General features: G+C 40.3%; 18 protein-coding genes. 7 read left to right on the top strand and 11 right to left on the bottom strand.

What is annotated here, in order from left to right; genetic code table 11:
• Positions 1 to 17: 17 nt before the first annotated feature.
• Genes murC through ACSLUF_RS04005 form a run of 10 tightly spaced genes read right to left on the bottom strand, consistent with a single transcriptional unit; the run spans position 18 to position 11,376 of the window.
• On the bottom strand, positions 18 to 1,370 hold the full coding sequence (murC, locus tag ACSLUF_RS04050; RefSeq protein ID WP_435624850.1) for a UDP-N-acetylmuramate--L-alanine ligase: 1,353 nt from the start codon (positions 1,368 to 1,370) through the stop codon (positions 18 to 20).
• The gene (gene murG / locus ACSLUF_RS04045; protein WP_435624849.1) at positions 1,367 to 2,455 is read right to left on the bottom strand and encodes an undecaprenyldiphospho-muramoylpentapeptide beta-N-acetylglucosaminyltransferase; all 1,089 of its coding nucleotides are present in this window, start codon (positions 2,453 to 2,455) and stop codon (positions 1,367 to 1,369) included. The genes murC and murG overlap by 4 nt, the downstream gene beginning before the upstream one ends.
• Positions 2,442 to 3,647, bottom strand: a complete 1,206-nt coding sequence (locus tag ACSLUF_RS04040) for an FtsW/RodA/SpoVE family cell cycle protein (protein ID WP_435624848.1) — start codon at positions 3,645 to 3,647, stop codon at positions 2,442 to 2,444. The genes murG and ACSLUF_RS04040 overlap by 14 nt, the downstream gene beginning before the upstream one ends.
• Position 3,648: 1 nt before the next feature.
• The gene (gene murD / locus ACSLUF_RS04035) at positions 3,649 to 4,983 is read right to left on the bottom strand and encodes a UDP-N-acetylmuramoyl-L-alanine--D-glutamate ligase (protein ID WP_435624847.1); all 1,335 of its coding nucleotides are present in this window, start codon (positions 4,981 to 4,983) and stop codon (positions 3,649 to 3,651) included.
• Positions 4,984 to 6,204 (bottom strand): phospho-N-acetylmuramoyl-pentapeptide-transferase, encoded by a 1,221-nt coding sequence (gene mraY / locus ACSLUF_RS04030; protein WP_435624846.1) that lies wholly within the window; start codon positions 6,202 to 6,204, stop codon positions 4,984 to 4,986.
• A gap of 4 nt (positions 6,205 to 6,208) precedes the next feature.
• A complete protein-coding gene (locus ACSLUF_RS04025) occupies positions 6,209 to 7,672 on the bottom strand; it encodes a UDP-N-acetylmuramoyl-L-alanyl-D-glutamate--2,6-diaminopimelate ligase (RefSeq protein WP_435624845.1) in 1,464 nt (487 codons plus the stop codon).
• Complete coding sequence (locus ACSLUF_RS04020) at positions 7,669 to 9,678, bottom strand: penicillin-binding protein (RefSeq protein ID WP_435624844.1); 2,010 nt, start codon at positions 9,676 to 9,678, stop codon at positions 7,669 to 7,671. Before ACSLUF_RS04020 ends, ACSLUF_RS04025 begins: the two co-directional genes overlap by 4 nt.
• Positions 9,678 to 9,995: an FtsL-like putative cell division protein gene (locus tag ACSLUF_RS04015; protein WP_435624843.1), complete on the bottom strand. Its 318-nt coding sequence runs from the start codon at positions 9,993 to 9,995 to the stop codon at positions 9,678 to 9,680. Before ACSLUF_RS04015 ends, ACSLUF_RS04020 begins: the two co-directional genes overlap by 1 nt.
• A gap of 30 nt (positions 9,996 to 10,025) precedes the next feature.
• Positions 10,026 to 10,928 carry a 16S rRNA (cytosine(1402)-N(4))-methyltransferase RsmH gene (gene rsmH, locus ACSLUF_RS04010; RefSeq protein ID WP_435624842.1) on the bottom strand — a complete coding sequence of 301 codons (903 nt, stop codon included), beginning with the start codon at positions 10,926 to 10,928 and terminating at the stop codon, positions 10,026 to 10,028.
• Complete coding sequence (locus tag ACSLUF_RS04005) at positions 10,921 to 11,376, bottom strand: division/cell wall cluster transcriptional repressor MraZ (RefSeq protein ID WP_435624841.1); 456 nt, start codon at positions 11,374 to 11,376, stop codon at positions 10,921 to 10,923. Before ACSLUF_RS04005 ends, rsmH begins: the two co-directional genes overlap by 8 nt.
• Positions 11,377 to 11,623: 247 nt before the next feature.
• On the opposite strand from ACSLUF_RS04005, the gene ACSLUF_RS04000 reads away from it, so the two are divergent.
• The 5 genes from ACSLUF_RS04000 to ACSLUF_RS03980 all read left to right on the top strand — a co-directional run bounded on the left by ACSLUF_RS04000 (position 11,624) and on the right by ACSLUF_RS03980 (position 16,140).
• Positions 11,624 to 12,388 carry an alpha/beta fold hydrolase gene (locus ACSLUF_RS04000; protein WP_435624840.1) on the top strand — a complete coding sequence of 255 codons (765 nt, stop codon included), beginning with the start codon at positions 11,624 to 11,626 and terminating at the stop codon, positions 12,386 to 12,388.
• 2 nt (positions 12,389 to 12,390) lie between these two features.
• Positions 12,391 to 13,008, top strand: a complete 618-nt coding sequence (gene yihA / locus ACSLUF_RS03995) for a ribosome biogenesis GTP-binding protein YihA/YsxC (RefSeq protein ID WP_435624839.1) — start codon at positions 12,391 to 12,393, stop codon at positions 13,006 to 13,008.
• Positions 13,009 to 13,085: 77 nt separating this feature from the next.
• Positions 13,086 to 14,516: a serine hydrolase domain-containing protein gene (locus ACSLUF_RS03990; RefSeq protein ID WP_435624838.1), complete on the top strand. Its 1,431-nt coding sequence runs from the start codon at positions 13,086 to 13,088 to the stop codon at positions 14,514 to 14,516.
• 12 nt (positions 14,517 to 14,528) lie between these two features.
• Entirely contained in the window at positions 14,529 to 15,251 is a 723-nt protein-coding gene (locus ACSLUF_RS03985) for a DNA alkylation repair protein (protein WP_435624837.1), read from the top strand.
• On the top strand, positions 15,235 to 16,140 hold the full coding sequence (locus tag ACSLUF_RS03980) for a radical SAM protein (protein ID WP_435624836.1): 906 nt from the start codon (positions 15,235 to 15,237) through the stop codon (positions 16,138 to 16,140). Before ACSLUF_RS03985 ends, ACSLUF_RS03980 begins: the two co-directional genes overlap by 17 nt.
• A gap of 20 nt (positions 16,141 to 16,160) precedes the next feature.
• On the opposite strand, the gene ACSLUF_RS03975 is transcribed toward ACSLUF_RS03980, so the two are convergent.
• Positions 16,161 to 16,538 carry a GTPase gene (locus ACSLUF_RS03975; RefSeq protein WP_435624835.1) on the bottom strand — a complete coding sequence of 126 codons (378 nt, stop codon included), beginning with the start codon at positions 16,536 to 16,538 and terminating at the stop codon, positions 16,161 to 16,163.
• A gap of 74 nt (positions 16,539 to 16,612) precedes the next feature.
• Here ACSLUF_RS03975 and ACSLUF_RS03970 point away from each other — a divergent pair, with 74 nt between their 5' ends.
• Together ACSLUF_RS03970 and ACSLUF_RS03965 are read left to right on the top strand one after the other, a co-directional pair.
• On the top strand, positions 16,613 to 16,915 hold the full coding sequence (locus ACSLUF_RS03970; RefSeq protein ID WP_435624834.1) for an antibiotic biosynthesis monooxygenase family protein: 303 nt from the start codon (positions 16,613 to 16,615) through the stop codon (positions 16,913 to 16,915).
• Positions 16,916 to 17,043: 128 nt separating this feature from the next.
• Complete coding sequence (locus tag ACSLUF_RS03965) at positions 17,044 to 17,517, top strand: hypothetical protein (RefSeq protein WP_435624833.1); 474 nt, start codon at positions 17,044 to 17,046, stop codon at positions 17,515 to 17,517.
• Positions 17,518 to 17,584: the final 67 nt, after the last annotated feature.

Raw genomic sequence — 17,584 nt, 5'->3', positions numbered from 1 at the left:
GTTTTAGTATGTCCCAATTAACTCGCATAGGCCAATTCTTCTTTTATTTTGGATACTTCCAGACCAATATCACCAGCTCCCATGGTAACCAATATCTTGGTTTTCGTCTTCTTCAATTCTTGAATTAGATTGGATTTATCCACTAGTTTTTTATTCGGGTTTTTTATCTTTTCCAACAGCCATTCCGATGTCACTCCTTCAATGGGTTCTTCCCGGGCTGGGTATATGTCCAAGAGCAATATCACGGTAAATTTTTCGAGACTACGCGCAAAGTCATCCGCAAAATCCTGGGTTCTTGAAAATAAGTGCGGTTGAAAAACTGCAGTCACCTCTTCAAGGGGATACATCTCACTAATCGCGTCAAATACCGCATTAATCTCTGTGGGATGATGTGCATAATCGTCTATAAACACCAAACCTTCTTCTTTGATTTGATAGGAGAACCTTCGCTGTACCCCTTTAAAGGTGTCCATAGCCCCAGCTAAACGGTGCAGCGGACAACCCGCATGCACCGCCATCGCGAAGGCAACTAATCCATTGAGCAAATTATGCCGTCCAGGTTGATTGAAGCGGGTTTTTTCCAATCTTCCTTTTGGCGAGATCAAATCAAAAATGTAGGTTCCATGTTCAATTGTGATATTTTCTATTCGGTAATCGGAATCATCTTCAATTCCGAAGGTGATTCCTTCCAAAGGCAAGCCGTTCTTTATGAAAAGAACACCCTCTGATTTTATTTTTTTTGAAAAATCTCCAAACGTTTTTTTCAGTTCTTCCGGATTTCCATAAATGTCCAAATGGTCCGCATCCATAGAAGTAATGCATGCCACATCTGGCGATAAGTGCAAAAATGAGCGATCAAATTCATCTGCCTCAACTACGGAATATTCAGTTCCTTCCAGCAAAAAGTTGCTATTGAAATTTTCTGAAATCCCTCCTAAAAATGCCGTAATGGGCATTCCGCACTCATGAAGCAAATGCGCCAGTATACATGAGGTAGTTGTTTTTCCATGGGTTCCGGCTACAGCAAAGCAAAAAGTATCTCTGGTAATGATGCCCAAGACCTCAGCCCGCTTTTTGATCTCAAATCCATTTTCCCTGAAATATTGAAGCTGGGAATGGGTATTTGGAACCGCCGGTGTATACACTACAAGTGTATTTTCTATTGATTTAAATGACTCAGGAATAAAGTTTAAATCATCCTCAAAATGAACAGAAACACCTTTTTTCAGAAGTTCTTTGGTAATTGGGGACTCCACCCGATCATAACCAACGACTTGCTTCCCTAAATAATTGAAATAGCTAGCCAAAGCAGACATACCAATACCTCCGATACCTACAAAGAAGACATTATGTATATCCTTTACGTTCATTTAAGTAATTTTTCAATTTCGTCCACGATATGCTCTGTTGCTTGGGGCAAGGCCATTCTTTTAATGTTGGCACCGAGCATTTCCTGTTCTTCTTTAGAAGCTAAAAGCTGTGAGAAAACAGATTCAAATTTTTCATCCAGTTCACTTTCTTTTAAGACCAATGCAGCATTCTCAATTTCCAATGCTTTCGCATTTTTGGTTTGATGGTCTTCAGCCACATTGGGGGAAGGAATAAACAAGACTGGTTTTCCTACCAAGCATAATTCAGATACGGAACCTGCGCCGGCTCGAGAAATAATAACATCAGCCGCCGAATAGGCCAAATCCATCCTATTCACAAAAGCTTTCACTTTAACGGTCTCAGACTCATGATTTTTGTAATCCTCCCAATACAGTTTCCCACACTGCCATAGCAATTGAACTCCTTGGTTTTTGAAAAATCCTAGTTTACTCTCTATTAACTGATTGACTCTACGTGCCCCTAAACTGCCTCCCAAAATCAAAATTGTTTTCTTGTTTTGGTCAAGCTCAAAGAAGGAAAGGGAGTTCTGTTTATCAGTTTCGATACTCACTAAATCAGCGCGAACGGGGTTTCCTGTTTTTACGATTTTTTCTTTTGGAAAGAATCGCTCCATATTCTCGTAAGCGACGCAGATTCGGTTTGCTTTGGCAGCCAATAACTTGTTGGTAATACCCGCAAATGAATTTTGCTCTTGAAGCACATAAGGAACATTTCTTTGAGCTGCCTTCTTCAAAAGTGGGCCGCTTGCGAAGCCTCCCGTTCCAATAGCAACATCGGGATTAAACTTCTTCAGTATTTTACCGGCCCTAATCAAACTTGATATCAGTTTTAGTGGAAACATGATGTTTTTCCACGTTAATTTTCTTTGCAATCCACTTATCCAAAGGCCTTCAATTTTGAAGCCTGCCTTTGGCACTTTTTCCATCTCCATCTTATCCTTTGCCCCCACAAACAGAAATTCCGATTCTGGATACCTTCGCTTTAACTCATTTGCGATAGCGATAGCTGGGTAAATATGTCCGCCTGTACCACCTCCAGAAAGTATGAATCTATAGTTGCCCACTTAATACTTCCAAAGGGTTACTTTCATCCATATCATAGGATTCCTCTTCTAAATTTTCACTTTTGTTGCTCGCACTCAGTACAATTCCAATGGCCATACAGGTCATCCAGATAGACGTTCCTCCCATACTTATTAAAGGCAATGGTTGTCCCGTTACCGGAAATAACTGCACAACTACCGCCATATTGACAAATGCTTGGAACACTATGGGCAATCCAACCCCTATGACCAACAGTTTTGAGAAAGTGGTCTTGGCGGAATTGGCGACAACCACAATCCTAAACAACAGTAACAAATAGAAAAATAGCAATGCCCCTCCTCCCAACAGTCCATATTCCTCAATGATGATGGCAAAAATGAAATCAGACGTACTTTGGGATAGCATATTTTTGATAACACTTTTCCCAGCTCCTTTTCCAACCAACCCGCCTTCAGCAACAGCGATTTTTGCCAGAGTCAGTTGATGTAAATCGTCACTATCTGCTTTTTCTGGACTCCAAAAGGTTTCTATTCTTGATTTCCATGTGCCTGCACGTTGCGGGAGCATATCTGGCGCCTTAAACAGCACAAAAAGAAACATGCCTCCCAAAACCAGTCCTACTCCCATTATAGAGAACAGGTACTTTAAGGGATATCCCCCAAGAAAGCACAATACCAATACCAAAAAGCTTATAATGGCCGCTGTGGAAAAATTTTCTGGCAAAATCAACAACACCACCAAAGCAGTTGGAAGCCACAAGGGTAAAATACTCTCCTTAAAGGAGATTTGAATGTCTTTTATCTTAGTTAGGTACCTAGCAATCCATATCATTAAGACCACCGAAGCCAAGGTGGAGGTCTGAAAATTGACACCCACAAAGGGTATCTTAATCCATCTGTTTGCGGTTACCCCACCAATTTTTGTTTCGACGGTTAGGGTATATGCCAGAAGAATCAAAACAATGGGCAATGCGATTATGGAAAGTCCCTTAAAATAGTGTGTTGGAATGCGATGTACGGCATAAATAATTCCAAAACCCAAAAACAAAAGCACTCCATGCTTTACCAAGTGTCCTAAAGTTGTGCCATCGTCATTGACGTACACTAAATTGGTACTGGCACTGTACACCGGCAAAAATGAGAAGAGGGCCAACAGGGCAACTACGCCCCAGATAGCCTTATCTCCTTTCAAATTTTTCAGCAGTGCCAACATCTTATAGTCTTTTTATTTCTTCCTTAAATTGATTTCCTCTGTCCTCGTAGTTTTCGAAAAGGTCAAAACTGGCGCAGGCAGGGGAGAGCAATACACTATCTCCACGCTCTCCAATTTTGTAAGCCACCTTTACAGCTTCGTGCATTGAATAGGTCTCCACCATTAATTCTATTACGTTTCCAAATGCCTCCTTGATTCGGGTGTTGTCCATTCCCAAACAAATGATGGCCTTCACCTTCTCACGCACCAACGGCATTAATTCTGAATAGTCATTTCCTTTATCGACACCACCTACAATCCAAACTATCGGCCTTTTAATACCATCCAAAGCATAATAGGTCGCATTTACATTGGTAGCTTTGGAATCGTTGATGTATTCCACATGGTTGATTTTCAGAACTTTCTCCAAACGATGAGGCACCCCTTGAAATGTCTGGATACTTTGACGTATGGTTTCCTTCCTAACATTCACCAAAAGCGCGGCCAGACTTGCTGCCATCGTGTTCTTTAGGTTGTGTTGGCCTTCCAAGGCCAAAATATCTGTACTCATTTCCAAGGTTTTATGTTCAATATTCATTTTTATAATGTCGTGTTCCAGCCAAGCTCCAGTTTCCAATTTTTGCTTTATGGAGAATGGCACTAATTTGGATTGAATTGGGAATTTTTGAAGTCCTTCGCGTATCACCGGGTCATCTGCATCGTAAATGAAAAAGTCATCTTCGGTTTGATTCATTGTAATTCGAAACTTCGAAGCGATATACTTTTCGAACTGATACTCATATCGGTCCAAATGGTCAGGAGTGATATTGGTGAGTATGGCGATGTGAGGTCTAAAATCTCTGATACCATCCAATTGAAAACTACTGATTTCCAAGGCATACGGGTCAAAATCTTGTTCCGCCACCATTTTAGCATAGCTATCGCCGATATTACCAGCCAATCCAGCATTTAATCCTCCATTTTTCAGCAAATGATGGGTCAACATAGTCGTGGTGGTCTTTCCATTACTCCCTGTAATTCCGATAACAGTTGCTTCCGAAAATTGAGCAGCAAACTCCATTTCAGAAATTACCGGAATACCTTTTTCCCTCAATTTCACCACCAAGGGTACCTTATCAGGAATACCCGGACTTTTCATTACCACATCTGCCTGTAAAATCCTATCTTCAGAATGGTTTTCTGACTCCCATTCAATCTCAAAATGTTCAAGAACTTCTTTATACTTTGGTTGTATCTCCCCCTTGTCTGATACAAAAACTTGATACCCCTCTTTTTTTCCCAAAATTGCGGTTCCCACTCCACTTTCTCCGCCTCCAAGAACCACCAAACGCCTCATTTACCTCACCTTTAGAGTCACTATGCTAAGAATGGCCAATAGAATCCCTATAATCCAAAATCGTGTGACTATTTTGCTCTCGTGATATAATTTCTTCTGATAATGATGATGCAGCGGTGCCATCAAGAACAATCGTTTTCCTTCTCCGTATTTTTTTTTGGTTCTTTTGAAATAACTCACTTGAAGCATTACAGAAACCGTCTCCGCAAAGAAAATTCCGCACAATAATGGTATCAGCAATTCTTTCCGCACAATTATGGCGATTACGGCAATAACACCACCTATTGTCAAACTCCCCGTATCTCCCATAAAAACCTGGGCTGGATAGGCATTATACCACAGGAAACCAACTAAGGCCCCAGCAAAAGCCGCAATAAAAACCACTAACTCCCCCACCCTAGGCAGGTAGAAAATGTCTAGGTAACCCGAAAACTCAATATTCCCTGAAACCCACGCAAAAATGCCAAGAGTGAGAACGATTATCGCTGACGAGCCTGCTGCCAGTCCATCAATCCCGTCTGTTAGATTGGCTCCATTGGAAACCGCCGTTACGATTACAATGACCACCGGAATGAAAATGAGCCAAGCATAATTTTCAAAACCATCACCCATCCATGCAATAATTTCCGCATAGTCCAACTCATTGTTCTTGAAAAAAGGTACGTTCGTCCGAACAGCCTTTATTTCTTCACCATAAACCTGCTCGACCTTAAAATTTTCCGTGATTCTGGTGGAATCTTTTTCTTTAATGGTTACCGCCGGGTGGAAATACAATACCGCGCCTACTATAAGTCCCAAAACCACTTGGCCCATCACCTTGAACCTTCCTTTTAAACCCTTTTTGTTTTTCTTGAAAATTTTGATGTAGTCGTCAACAAATCCAATGATTCCCATCCAGACAGTGGTTATAATCAAAAGGATGACATAGATATTTTTAATATCAGCAAACAGGATGACAGGAAGTAAGGTGGACATAATAATTATCAATCCTCCCATCGTTGGGGTTCCAGCCTTCTGCTGTTGTCCTTCCAATCCTAAATCCCGGATACTTTCACCAATTTGTTTCGTCTGAAGGAAAAGGATAATTCGCTTTCCATAAATCATGGCTATCAAAAGCGATAACAGGACAGCCATCGCAGAACGGAAAGTCAAGAATTGAAACAATCCCGCTCCAGGCAGTTGATATTGTTTTTCCAAATATTCAAACATATAGTATAGCATCCTGTTATTTATTCAAGCTTTCCAAAGCCTTTTGCAACTCTTTATAATCGTCAAAATCTGTTCGTACACCATTGGTCTCCTGATAGGTTTCATGCCCCTTCCCAGCTACCAAAATGATGTCGTTGGTGGCAGCTAGTTTGCAAGCAGCTTTAATGGCTTGTCCCCTATCCTCAATGGATAATATTTTTTTGGTGTTTTGGGGTTCTACCCCGTTTTCCATTTCCTTGATAATTTCCATAGGGGGTTCGCTTCTCGGATTATCAGAGGTGAAAATGGCTTGGTCACTCATTTCTGAGGCGATATGACCCATAACCGGACGCTTCGACTTGTCACGGTCACCACCACACCCCACAACGGTGATGACGCTTTCATTTCCAGTCCTCAATGCATTGATAGTAATCAATACATTTTTCAACGCATCCGGCGTATGGGCATAATCAACAATGGCCTTTATTTTGTCTTTTGAAATAAAATATTGGAATCGCCCATCCACTGTTTCCAGTTCACTGATAAGGCGCAGTATTTCCATCTTATCCAGCCCTAACTCACAAGCAGTCCCATAAATAGCCAGTAAATTGTAGGCATTGAAATCACCGATAAGTTTGGTCCAAATCTCGTTGTCGTCTAATTTGAGAAGTTGTCCATCGAACTGCTTTTCCAAAATCTGACCCCGATAATCAGCATAGGATTTTAGTGCGTAGGTCAATTTCTTTGATTTGGTGTTTTGCAACATGACCAATCCATTTTTGTCATCTGTATTGCTGAGGCAAAAGGCAGATTTAGGTAGGTCATCAAATAATTTCTTCTTTGTATCCCGATATTCAGCAAAGGTTTTATGGTAATCCAAATGGTCGTGGGAAAGATTGGTGAAAATGGCACCAGCAAAATGCAAACCTTCCGTTCTCTTTTGATGGATACCATGGGAGCTGACTTCCATAAAACAGAACTCCACCCCCTCCTCGCTCATTTGGGACAAGTATTTATTTATGGATAGTACGTCTGGGGTGGTATGGGTTGCAGGATATTCCTTATCGTGAATCATTACCCGAATGGTGGAAAGCAAACCTACTTTGTACCCAGCTTTGGTGAACAAATCATACAAAAGTGTGGTCACTGTGGTTTTTCCATTGGTGCCCGTAACACCCACCAGTTTTAAGTTTTTTGATGGAGTTTCATAGAAATTGCTTGCAATTATGGCCAATGCACTATTGCTATTGTTCACTTTCAAATAGGTAACCCCATTGACCATCAATTCGGGAAACTCTTCGCAAACTACCGTAATCGCCCCAGATTCTACCGCTTTGGAAATGTACTCATGCCCGTCTGTAATGGTTCCTCTAACCGCAACAAAGACATCGTCCATTTCCACCTTGCGAGAATCAAAATGCACCTCATTTACCATGATGTTGGTACTTCCGCTGACCGCTGAAAGACTCACTCCATATAATATGTCCTTAAGCAACATCATGATAGTTCCAATACAATTTTTGTAACCTTCTTCAAAGCGGTTCCATGTTCCACAGACTGCGCTTTTACCTTTCCATTTCCTCGAATTTCAACCTGAAGTCCCAGATTTTCGAGCAATGAAACGGCATCCATTCCAGACATTCCCTTTACATTGGGAACTTGGTTGTACTCTTTCTGAACCTTGGCATAGTATTGTTGATATTCTTTTTCCAATTCATCTGACTTGGGCATATCTTCATCCACTTCGTCAATAACTGGTGAAATTGTATGTATTTTTTGCGCCATGGATTTGAAGACCGGACCTGAAACATCAGCCCCGTAATAGCCCACACTCTTATCGGGTTCATGAATCACCACGATGCAGGAATACTTTGGATTATCCGCTGGAAAGTATCCCACAAATGAAGAAATATAAGCAAGCTTGTCAGGGTCTTTGGCTACATAATTCTTTTGGCAAGTACCCGTTTTTCCAGCCATACTAAATTCTGGCGAATACAAATCATGACCTGTTCCATAGTCTTTCTCCACAACATCCTTTAGAAGTTGCTGTACCTTTTTTACAGTTTCCTTGGAGCAAATGGACGGGTTAATGACCTCTTTATCAAACGCCTTAATAACTTTGCTTCCCTCCTTTACTGATTTTATCAATTTGGGTTTGATAAAAGTCCCATCGTTGGCAATCGCATTATAAAATGCCAAGGTTTGTAGTGGGGTCATAGATACTTCATAACCATGGGACATCCAGGCCAAGGATATTCCAGACCAACCTTTATCCCCTGGATAGCGAAGTACAGGTTGACCTTCGCCCACAATGGGCAATCCCAACTCCTTGTGCAAATCCATGTTCATTAACCGATTTACAAATTGCTCTGGTTTTTCCTTGTAGTTTTCGTGAATCAATTTTGCAAAAGCGGTATTGGAGGAAAGAGCAAAAGCCTTGGCAAGTGATATTTTTCCATATCCACCCCATCGGGAGTCTTTTACAACTCGGTCATACACCTTGTACCTCCCTTTTTCCGTATCAAATACACTGCTGGTGTCCACCACCTTATCTTCCAAGGCGGCAATCAACGACATCAACTTAAAGGTTGAGCCCGGCTCATGGGATTCACCTACCGCATAGTTTAGTTTTTCGTAATACTTTCCTTCCAAAGTTCTTCCCAGATTGGAAATTGCCTTGATTTCACCCGTTCTGGTTTCCATCACCACCACGCTACCGTGGTCCGCCTGGTATTTTTCCAATTGCTCCAACAAAGCATAGTGCGCTATATCCTGGATATTGATATCAATGGTGGAAACTACATCCCGCCCATCTTGAGGTTCTACGATGTTATCCAACCCAACAGGCTTCCATTGCCCTTTCGCTATTTTTTGCTTTAAACGCTTTCCTTCTTTTCCCCTTAGATATAGTTCGCCAAAAGCACCATCCATGCCGACCCGGGTATAGTATCCGTTTTCATCCACTCTTTCATAACCTATGCTGCGAGCGGCCATTTTTCCCAAGGGATATTCACGAACCACCTTATGGGTTTCAATAAAGCCACCCTTATATGGACCTAATTCGAAAAGTGGAAACTGCTTGATTTTCACATAATCCAGATAATCCACATTTCTGGCGACCAATTTGTATCGGTTACCATTGGCTCTTGCCTTTCGAAACAATTGACGGTAGTAGGAAGACGGTTTGTTAAAAAGACTCGCCAAAGAATCAGCCAATGCAGGAACATATTTCTGAAAATTGTCTTGCGAAACAGTCTTGGCATCAAACCGTATTTCATATTTGGGAACCGAAGCTGCCAACAAACTTCCATCATGGGAGTAAAGGTTCCCTCGATTAGGCTCTATGGTGAACATCTTCTCCGTATTGTTAAGGGCCAATTCTTTATAATCTTTACCCTTAACCATTTGAATGTCCGCCAACTTGAACACAATGCCCATGGAAAAAACAAACAACGCACCCGCTACCAGGTACAATCGATTCATTATGTTTTTCTCAGTGATGGCCATTACTCTTCAGACTTTACCTTTATTTTTTTAGGGGGATTTTTTGAGGGAGCTAATCCTGCCTCAGCCATGGATTGACGTATCGAGGATTCCAAACGCATTTGTTGCACCTCGGATCTACCTTCCACAAACTCGCTACGCAGCTTGCGTACTTCTTCATTCAATGCGGCTATCTCATGGACTTTTTTATCGGCACGGTGACTGCTGGAAATCATTAATGCGGCCAAAAAGGAAGCAAACAATAAAAAAAGCCAGTTTTTGGGGGCATCTCCGCTCACCAAAAACTTTCCTTTTAAAATATCCAATAAGCCTTTTTTCATTTTCCGTTCTTTAATTGATTCTGTTTTGCTTCAAATCCGTTCTGCTATTCGAAGCTTAGCACTCCTTGCTCTGTTGTTTATGGCTATTTCTTCTGCTGATGGAACGATTAAACCGCCCACTTTTTTTAAGGGGACATCCACGTTTCCGTAAAAATCCTTTTCAGCCTCCCCTTCGAACTTTCCATCCCTAATGAACCTTTTCACCAAGCGGTCCTCCAAAGAGTGATAGCTAATCAAACTCAATCGCCCACCTGTTTTCAAAATGTTTGGTACCTGAAGGAGAAACTCCTTAAGCACCTCTATCTCTTGATTCACCTCAATACGAATGGCTTGATACACCTGGGCCAAGATTTTGTTCTCCTTTACCTTGGGCAGAAAAGGCCTTAAAACCGTTTTCAGTTCTTCTGTTGTTTTGATTGGTGATGCTTCCCTTGCCTCAACAACCTTTCTGGCTAGAGCCTTAGCGTTTCGAAGCTCACCGTAGGCCAGAAAAATCGAAGCTAGATTTTCTTGTGAATAGGAATTCACGACTTTAAAAGCCGATAATTCATCCTCTTGATTCATGCGCATATCCAAGTCCGCATCAAATCGGATGGAAAATCCTCTATCCGCTTTATCAAACTGATGGGAAGAAACCCCGAAGTCTGCCAAGATTCCATCAACTTCCCGAATGCCATAGAACTTTAAAAATTGATTGAGAAATCGAAAATTCTGATTAATCAACTGAAATCTGGAATCCTCAATGACATTTGCCAATGCATCTTTATCCTGATCAAAAGCCAACAATTTTCCATCCTCACCCAACCTTTTCAATATTTCCTTGGAATGCCCACCACCTCCAAAGGTGACATCCACATACACTCCATCATTTTTTATTGCCAATCCGTCCACCGACTCTTTCAGAAGAACTGGATTGTGATACCCGCTAGTCATCGTCAGCAAAAATCTCTTCTGCTAAATCCGCATAATCTTTCTCCCCTTCATCCAGGACCTTCTCATATTTTGCTTTGTCCCAAATCTCGATTTTATCAAAAACTGCATTCAACACCACCTCTTTGCCTATACCAGCGAAATCAACCAAATTCTTGGGTATTTGAAGCCTTCCTGAATCCCCATCAATAGCAACCTCCTTCATTCCGGCCACAAAGTTTCGCACAAAGGCGTCATATTTCCGGTTAATTTTGCTCTTCTTCATCACCTTCTGCATCAACACGTCAAATTCATTCTTGGGATACAGCTCCAAACATTGTTGAAAAACCGACCTCTTAATAACAAACCCATCCTTCAAAACAGGTAATAGCTGGTTTTTTAGGGAAATAGGTAACATTACCCTTCCTTTGCTATCAGCTTTACAATCATGTTGTCCTATGATATGGGTCACTAGAAATCAATTGGTTAGTAATAACAACTCAAATATATAGATTTTATTTCCACATTTCTCCACTTAACTCCACATTTGTTAATAAATTCCCCACATTTATCGATGAATGTTGGGATTTTCGTGTTAAAACGAAAAAATCCCTTTGCCCTTCAGATTCACATCACAAATGGATTACCACATATTTTCTTCAAAAATCTTTGTGATATGAATTGCCTATATTTGCCCTCCCAGTACCAACTAACTTTAGATGGAAGACCAAATCATTCGAGAAGGCAAGTTCAACTACATTGAGCGAGGTGAGGGGAAGCCCATAATCATCCTACATGGATTGATGGGTGGCCTAAGTAATTTTCAAGGTGTTTCTGAGCATTTTCCGTCCAAAGGGTATCAGGTTTTGATTCCCGAACTTCCCATTTACGACATGCCCATGCTAAAGACTACGGTAAAGAATTTTGCCAAGTTTTTGGAAGAATTTATTGAGTTTAAGGGACTGAAGGATGTCATATTGCTGGGAAATTCCTTGGGGGGACATATAGGTTTACTTCATACCAAAATGTATCCCGAAATGGTCAAAGCCCTTGTGATTACAGGCAGTTCTGGGCTTTATGAAAAGGCGATGGGTGATGGTTACCCAAGAAGAGGTGACTACGACTTCATCAAGCAAAAGGCTGAAGACGTCTTTTACGACCCTAAAGTGGCCACTAAAGAAATAGTAGATGAAGTTTTTGCTACCGTAAATGACCGGATGAAATTAGTTAAGACGTTGGCCATTGCAAAGAGCGCCATAAGGCACAATATGTCCAAAGACCTCCCCAAAATGGAAACACCAACTTGTATTATTTGGGGAGAAAACGATACGGTTACGCCTCCGGAGGTTGCCAAGGAATTTCATGAGTTGTTACCTGATTCGGATTTGTTCTGGATAGAAAAATGTGGGCACGCACCTATGATGGAACACCCCGACGAGTTCAATACTATTCTTGCAACTTGGTTGGACAAACGTAAATTCTAGCCATGAAAATTACATCGGCCGAATTTGTAATGTCCAATTCAAATGTGGCCCAATGCCCAAAGGACCCTATTCCCGAATACGCCTTTATCGGTAGGTCGAACGTAGGAAAATCTTCCTTGATAAATATGCTCACGGAGCGCAAAAGCTTGGCCAAAACATCTGGTAGGCCCGGGAAGACCCAACTTATCAATCATTTCAAAATAAACAAGAACTGGTTTTTGGTGGATTTACCGGGTTACGGCTATGCCCGAGTATCCAAAAAAGACAAAAAGACCTTCCAGAAGTATATTACCGAATATTTTGAAAAACGTGAGCAGTTGGTCTGCGGTTTTGTTTTGGTGGATATTCGGCACGACCCGCAGACCATAGACCTAGATTTTATGGAATGGTTGGGCTCCCATGGGATTCCTTTTGCCATAGTTTTTACCAAGGCCGATAAACTAAAACCAGGAGTAATTGAGAAACAAGTCCAGTCTTACCTACAAAAACTTTTGGATGGGGTTTGGGAAGAAGCTCCTCCACACTTTATTACCTCATCCAGTAACCGAATGGGGCGTGAAGCCCTTTTGGATTATATTAATTCCATTAACCAAGAGTTCCGTTCGTCCAGCAATAGCTAGTACAACAGTGCTCCTAAGCGACCCTTTTTTCTATTACGGATTCAAGAGGTATCTTTGAGAATCAATCAAAATTCAAAATGAAAATCACCATTTTAACCATTCTTGCTTTTATTTTCTTGAGCCTCTCTCCCTCAATCCAAGCCCAGGAAGTAAACCAGCAATTTTCCAAGGACTTAAAACAATTAAAAGAATATTTCCATATTCCAGGAATGGCAGTTTTGGTTGAAAAAGATGGCGAGATTATTTATGAGGATTATTTTGGCTTTGCCAATATTCAGGATTCCATTGAGGTAAACCAAAACACCGCTTTTCCTATTGCATCATTAACCAAAATTTTTTCTGGAATACTGCTTATGAAAGCTAAGGAAGAGGGAAAATTATCCTTGGAAACTCCGATAAATGAGTTTTTAAATCGAAGTAAATTAGGAGATTCTGTAAGGGTAAAACATATCTTGACCCATACCTCCCAAGGTGACCTAGGTGAGAATTTTTATTATAGTTATCGTTTTGGATTGTTGACACCAGTTATAGAAAAAACATATCAAAACAAATTTCAGGAAGTAGTATCTACTGAAATTTTTGGTCCTTTAGAAATGAATGATTCCTGGTTTTTGAATGACTCAACCGAGACCAAAGCACGTGATTCCATATTTGCAAAACCCTACCTTTTTGACGAATCAACGACACCTGGTCCTGTTGAATATGGAGTATCTACCTCATCCGGAATAGTATCCACTGCCAGTGATTTACTAAAACTTAGTCATGCTTTGGACAATCGATCTTTACTTTCGAATGCCTCCATGGAATTTATGTTTTCAGCACCAAAAGAAGATTTACCCTATGGACATGGAATTTTCGCGCAGGATATGAATGGAATCAAACTCATTTGGGGTTATGGTCAGTACGATGCGTATTCCAGTTTGTTTTTAAAAGTTCCTGAAAGGAATTCCACCCTCATCCTTTTAGCAAATAACAACTTAATGAGCGATCCCGCTAGGCTTATTTATGGCGATGCATCCAGTTCTCTTTTTGCCCTTAGTTTTTTAAAAAACTATATTTTCCATACGGTAAGTCCACCAAGCCCATTGCTTATTCGAAAACAATTGTTGGCTCAAGCCTTGGCTTGCTCATTTATGAGCCGATTTGAAGACACACAGTGGAACAAGAGCATAGAACTTCTAGAAATAGTTTTTGAAACCTATCCCAACTACTTGGAATATGGCGATTTGAACCTTCTTCATAATTTGATGTTCTTGAAAACGGTTGCTTTTCACAAAGAATTTGGAGAATTCAATAGGTTCGATGATAAAATTGAAGGCATTGCAAACCAGCTGCATTCCAAGGACCCCCTAAATCCATACGTAAATGTTTACCTCGGTGACTACCACAGCTCAAAAGGCAATGTTGAAAAGGCAAAGTTGCATTACAAAAACATAGTGGACTCCAAGAATTTTTCTCCTTTTTGGTACACTGGAGTAGCAAAGAACTGGCTTGAAAACAATCCTTAGAAATCGAAAGACATGGAATCCCTAAGTCGTAAACTTGAAGTAAAGGAACAATTAAAACATTGTTTGACTTCGTATCGGGATTCTGGCTTGAACAATTGTATACAGCAAATTGAAACAAGAATTCTTAGCAAAAAAATCAGGTTCCCTCTTTTAGAATTTTGTGGAGAGACCTTTTTTCAGGAAATTAAATTAGAAGAACAGATTGCTTTCTGCGCACAAATTGAAAGACTAAAAACCATAGGAGGCAATGTTATTATTGGGATTATTCTGCAAAAGAGACTTCATCATAATTTGAAAGAATCCATTGGAAAAGCCGCAGAGTATATTTCTTTGGCCGATGCCTGGTATATCTGTGACATTATTGGAGAGCGTGTTTTTGGTTATGCACTTTTGAATTCTTGGGACCAGACTTTCCCTTTAATTCAAGATTTGGCAAACCATCCTAGCAACTGGGTTGTTCGAAGTTTAGGTGCAGGATTCCATAATGCCATCAAAAATGGGTTGGAAAAACTATATGTTGAACAACTTTTTCTTCTTTTGCTATCAAAAGCGAATGTCAAGGACAAAGAAATGAAGCAAGGTATGGGCTGGGCTGCAAAAACAACCGCCAAATTTCATCCGGATATCATTGCCAAATTTAAAAGTGAAATTGAAAACACCGAAAAAACGGGCGCATGGTTCCGGACAAAAGTGAGAATTGGTTTAGAACGTCATCAGTATGCCAAGGGAAATTGAGGTAAAATCAGTACTCAACAAAACAAAAAAACGGGATTCCTGGTTTTTGGATGACTATACCTTCAATCCGTATAGTAGTTGCTCCTTTAACTGCCTTTACTGCTATATACGGGGGAGCAAATATGGAACCAACCTTGAAGAAAGTATTTCAATTAAAACAAACGCAATAGAGGTCTTGGACAGGCAGCTTGTCAATAGGGCGAGGAAAAATCAATATGGCATTATCGTTTTGTCTTCGGCCACCGACCCTTATCTTAAACTGGAAACCAAACATAAACTAACGCGACAGGCTTTGGAGGTAATTTTAAAGCACAAATTTCCAGTTCACATCATTACCAAATCGGATTTGGTTACGCGGGATTTTGATCTCTTGACACAAATTGCTGAAAAGGCTATTCTTCCCAATGACCTAACAGACCTAAAGAAGGGTGTGATTGTTAGTTTTTCGTTCTCAACTATTGATGACCAGACTGGAAAGATATTTGAACCAGGTGCCACACCCCCATCTAAAAGACTTATTACCCTAGAAAATACCTTGAAAGCCGGATTTTTGAGTGGTGTGAGCCTGATGCCCCTCATTCCATACGTTTCCGACACCTCAGAACAACTTCACTTCAAATTTTCTACATTTCAAAGGTTACGGGTGGATTATGTGTTACCTGCAACCATCACACTTTTTGGCCAAGGTAAGGCAGATAGCAAAACCTTAATGCTCAATGCAATCCGAAAACATTATCCCGAATTGGAAGCTAAGTATCAAAAGTTTTTTAAGACCAGTTCTGAAATACCCAAATATTATCAAGAAGCCTTTTATAAAAAGATGAAGGAGCTGTGCAATCAATACAAATTGAACAACAGTATTGTAAAGGCAGCCCAATTGAAAAATTAAATGTTTACTTGACTCACACTCTAGTCAAGCCGTTCCACCACTAGTTGGATTAACATCTTTGGCGTATTCAAAACGTTCAATTCTTCGGTAGAAATAAACACCTCAAGGCCATTGATTCCCTCAATCAATACAATAGGAAAAGTAAACTTAGCCCCAAATTTGGATGCGTATTTTTTTGCGAATTCATCCTTATGCAAAAAGACCATATCATGCTCACTTTCTTCACGAAATTTCTTCCAGGTGGTATTCTCGCTCACTAACCCATACGTGATATCACACAAATTACAATCGTACGTAGAGGGACTAAACACCTTATGCATGCTATCTAAAATGGCATTTCTTTTTCCTGAATTGGCATTGTAGACAAATATCAGTTTTTCACGAATTTGCTTTTTCATGTTTCAAAAATACAATGGATTTTAATCGCAAAAAGCTCAATTAAGTGTAATTTAATTTTTCTAAAAACAAGACGATGATAGCGCGCATTTGGAAAGGAAAAACAAAACTTGAACACCTTGAGGAATATGAGCAATTCATGAAAGAACGAGCAGTTCCTGATTACTCGAAAACCCCTGGTTTTGTAAAACTCATTTTCTTAAATCGGAAAGATGCTGAGTTTGCCTATTTTGAGTTGATTACGTTTTGGGAAAATATGGAAGTCATCAAAAACTTTGCAGGTGATAATACCGAAATAGCCAAGTACTATCCTGAGGACCAAAATTTTTTGTTGGAATTCCCTGAAAAGGTCGTTCATTTTGAGGTTTTTGCTGATTAATATCAATCCAAACTCCACATGTTTCGCTTCATATGGAGCTTTGATCAATTGATACATGCCTGGTAGCTCTATTTTGGTTTCCTTGAAAGGGATTTTTGATACAAACCCTTTTTCGATTTGGCAACCAAATGACATCTCAAGGATACATTCGAACACTTTCAGTCATTCACAAGGGGTTGATTATCGGGCCCACCTTACTAGGAATATTGTTTTATGCAATCGCCGAAAAAGAAACCTTGGGGTATTCACTTGACGATTCCCCTTGGATATATGTAGTGCCGTCAACTTCTTTTGGTGGAATACTACTAGGTGAGTTGATTTTTAGAAAGGCAATCAAAGATTTTCCAAAAACCGCCTTGTTACGACATAAAGTTAAACGCCATCATTCGGCTTCCGTAATACGATATATTTTAATTGAAATTCCCATTTTCTTGGGGGTCTTTGTTTTCATGGCCACCAATAACTTAACTTTTTTAGTCATCGTATCCATTGCTGTATTCTACCTAATACTCATAAAACCAAAAAAGGAGAATATCGAAAAAAGCTTAAACCTAAATCGATTGGAGAGATTACAATTCCAAAGACCTAATGAATTCTTTTAATGAAATAATACGCAACACCTACGTCCCATGCTAATCAAACCACTTGTTTGTACTTTGCTCCTATTCC

The sequence above is a fragment of the Flagellimonas sp. genome, from assembly GCF_965601775.1.
In the GTDB taxonomy this organism is placed as follows: Bacteria; Bacteroidota; Bacteroidia; order Flavobacteriales; family Flavobacteriaceae; genus Flagellimonas.
This window is presented reverse-complemented; position numbering and strand designations above follow the sequence as displayed.

Coding starts and splice junctions, on each gene's coding strand:
- mraY (WP_435624846.1), bottom strand. CDS start 6,204: ATGCTATACTATATGTTTGAATATTTGGAAAAACAATATCAACTGCCT.
- murD (WP_435624847.1), bottom strand. CDS start 4,983: ATGAGGCGTTTGGTGGTTCTTGGAGGCGGAGAAAGTGGAGTGGGAACC.
- yihA (WP_435624839.1), top strand. CDS start 12,391: ATGAAAATTACATCGGCCGAATTTGTAATGTCCAATTCAAATGTGGCC.
- murC (WP_435624850.1), bottom strand. CDS start 1,370: ATGAACGTAAAGGATATACATAATGTCTTCTTTGTAGGTATCGGAGGT.
- ACSLUF_RS03990 (WP_435624838.1), top strand. CDS start 13,086: ATGAAAATCACCATTTTAACCATTCTTGCTTTTATTTTCTTGAGCCTC.
- ACSLUF_RS03975 (WP_435624835.1), bottom strand. CDS start 16,538: ATGAAAAAGCAAATTCGTGAAAAACTGATATTTGTCTACAATGCCAAT.
- ACSLUF_RS04025 (WP_435624845.1), bottom strand. CDS start 7,672: ATGATGTTGCTTAAGGACATATTATATGGAGTGAGTCTTTCAGCGGTC.
- ACSLUF_RS03980 (WP_435624836.1), top strand. CDS start 15,235: ATGCCAAGGGAAATTGAGGTAAAATCAGTACTCAACAAAACAAAAAAA.
- ACSLUF_RS04020 (WP_435624844.1), bottom strand. CDS start 9,678: ATGGCCATCACTGAGAAAAACATAATGAATCGATTGTACCTGGTAGCG.
- ACSLUF_RS04040 (WP_435624848.1), bottom strand. CDS start 3,647: ATGTTGGCACTGCTGAAAAATTTGAAAGGAGATAAGGCTATCTGGGGC.
- ACSLUF_RS03970 (WP_435624834.1), top strand. CDS start 16,613: ATGATAGCGCGCATTTGGAAAGGAAAAACAAAACTTGAACACCTTGAG.
- ACSLUF_RS03985 (WP_435624837.1), top strand. CDS start 14,529: ATGGAATCCCTAAGTCGTAAACTTGAAGTAAAGGAACAATTAAAACAT.
- rsmH (WP_435624842.1), bottom strand. CDS start 10,928: ATGACTAGCGGGTATCACAATCCAGTTCTTCTGAAAGAGTCGGTGGAC.
- ACSLUF_RS04000 (WP_435624840.1), top strand. CDS start 11,624: ATGGAAGACCAAATCATTCGAGAAGGCAAGTTCAACTACATTGAGCGA.
- ACSLUF_RS03965 (WP_435624833.1), top strand. CDS start 17,044: ATGACATCTCAAGGATACATTCGAACACTTTCAGTCATTCACAAGGGG.
- ACSLUF_RS04015 (WP_435624843.1), bottom strand. CDS start 9,995: ATGAAAAAAGGCTTATTGGATATTTTAAAAGGAAAGTTTTTGGTGAGC.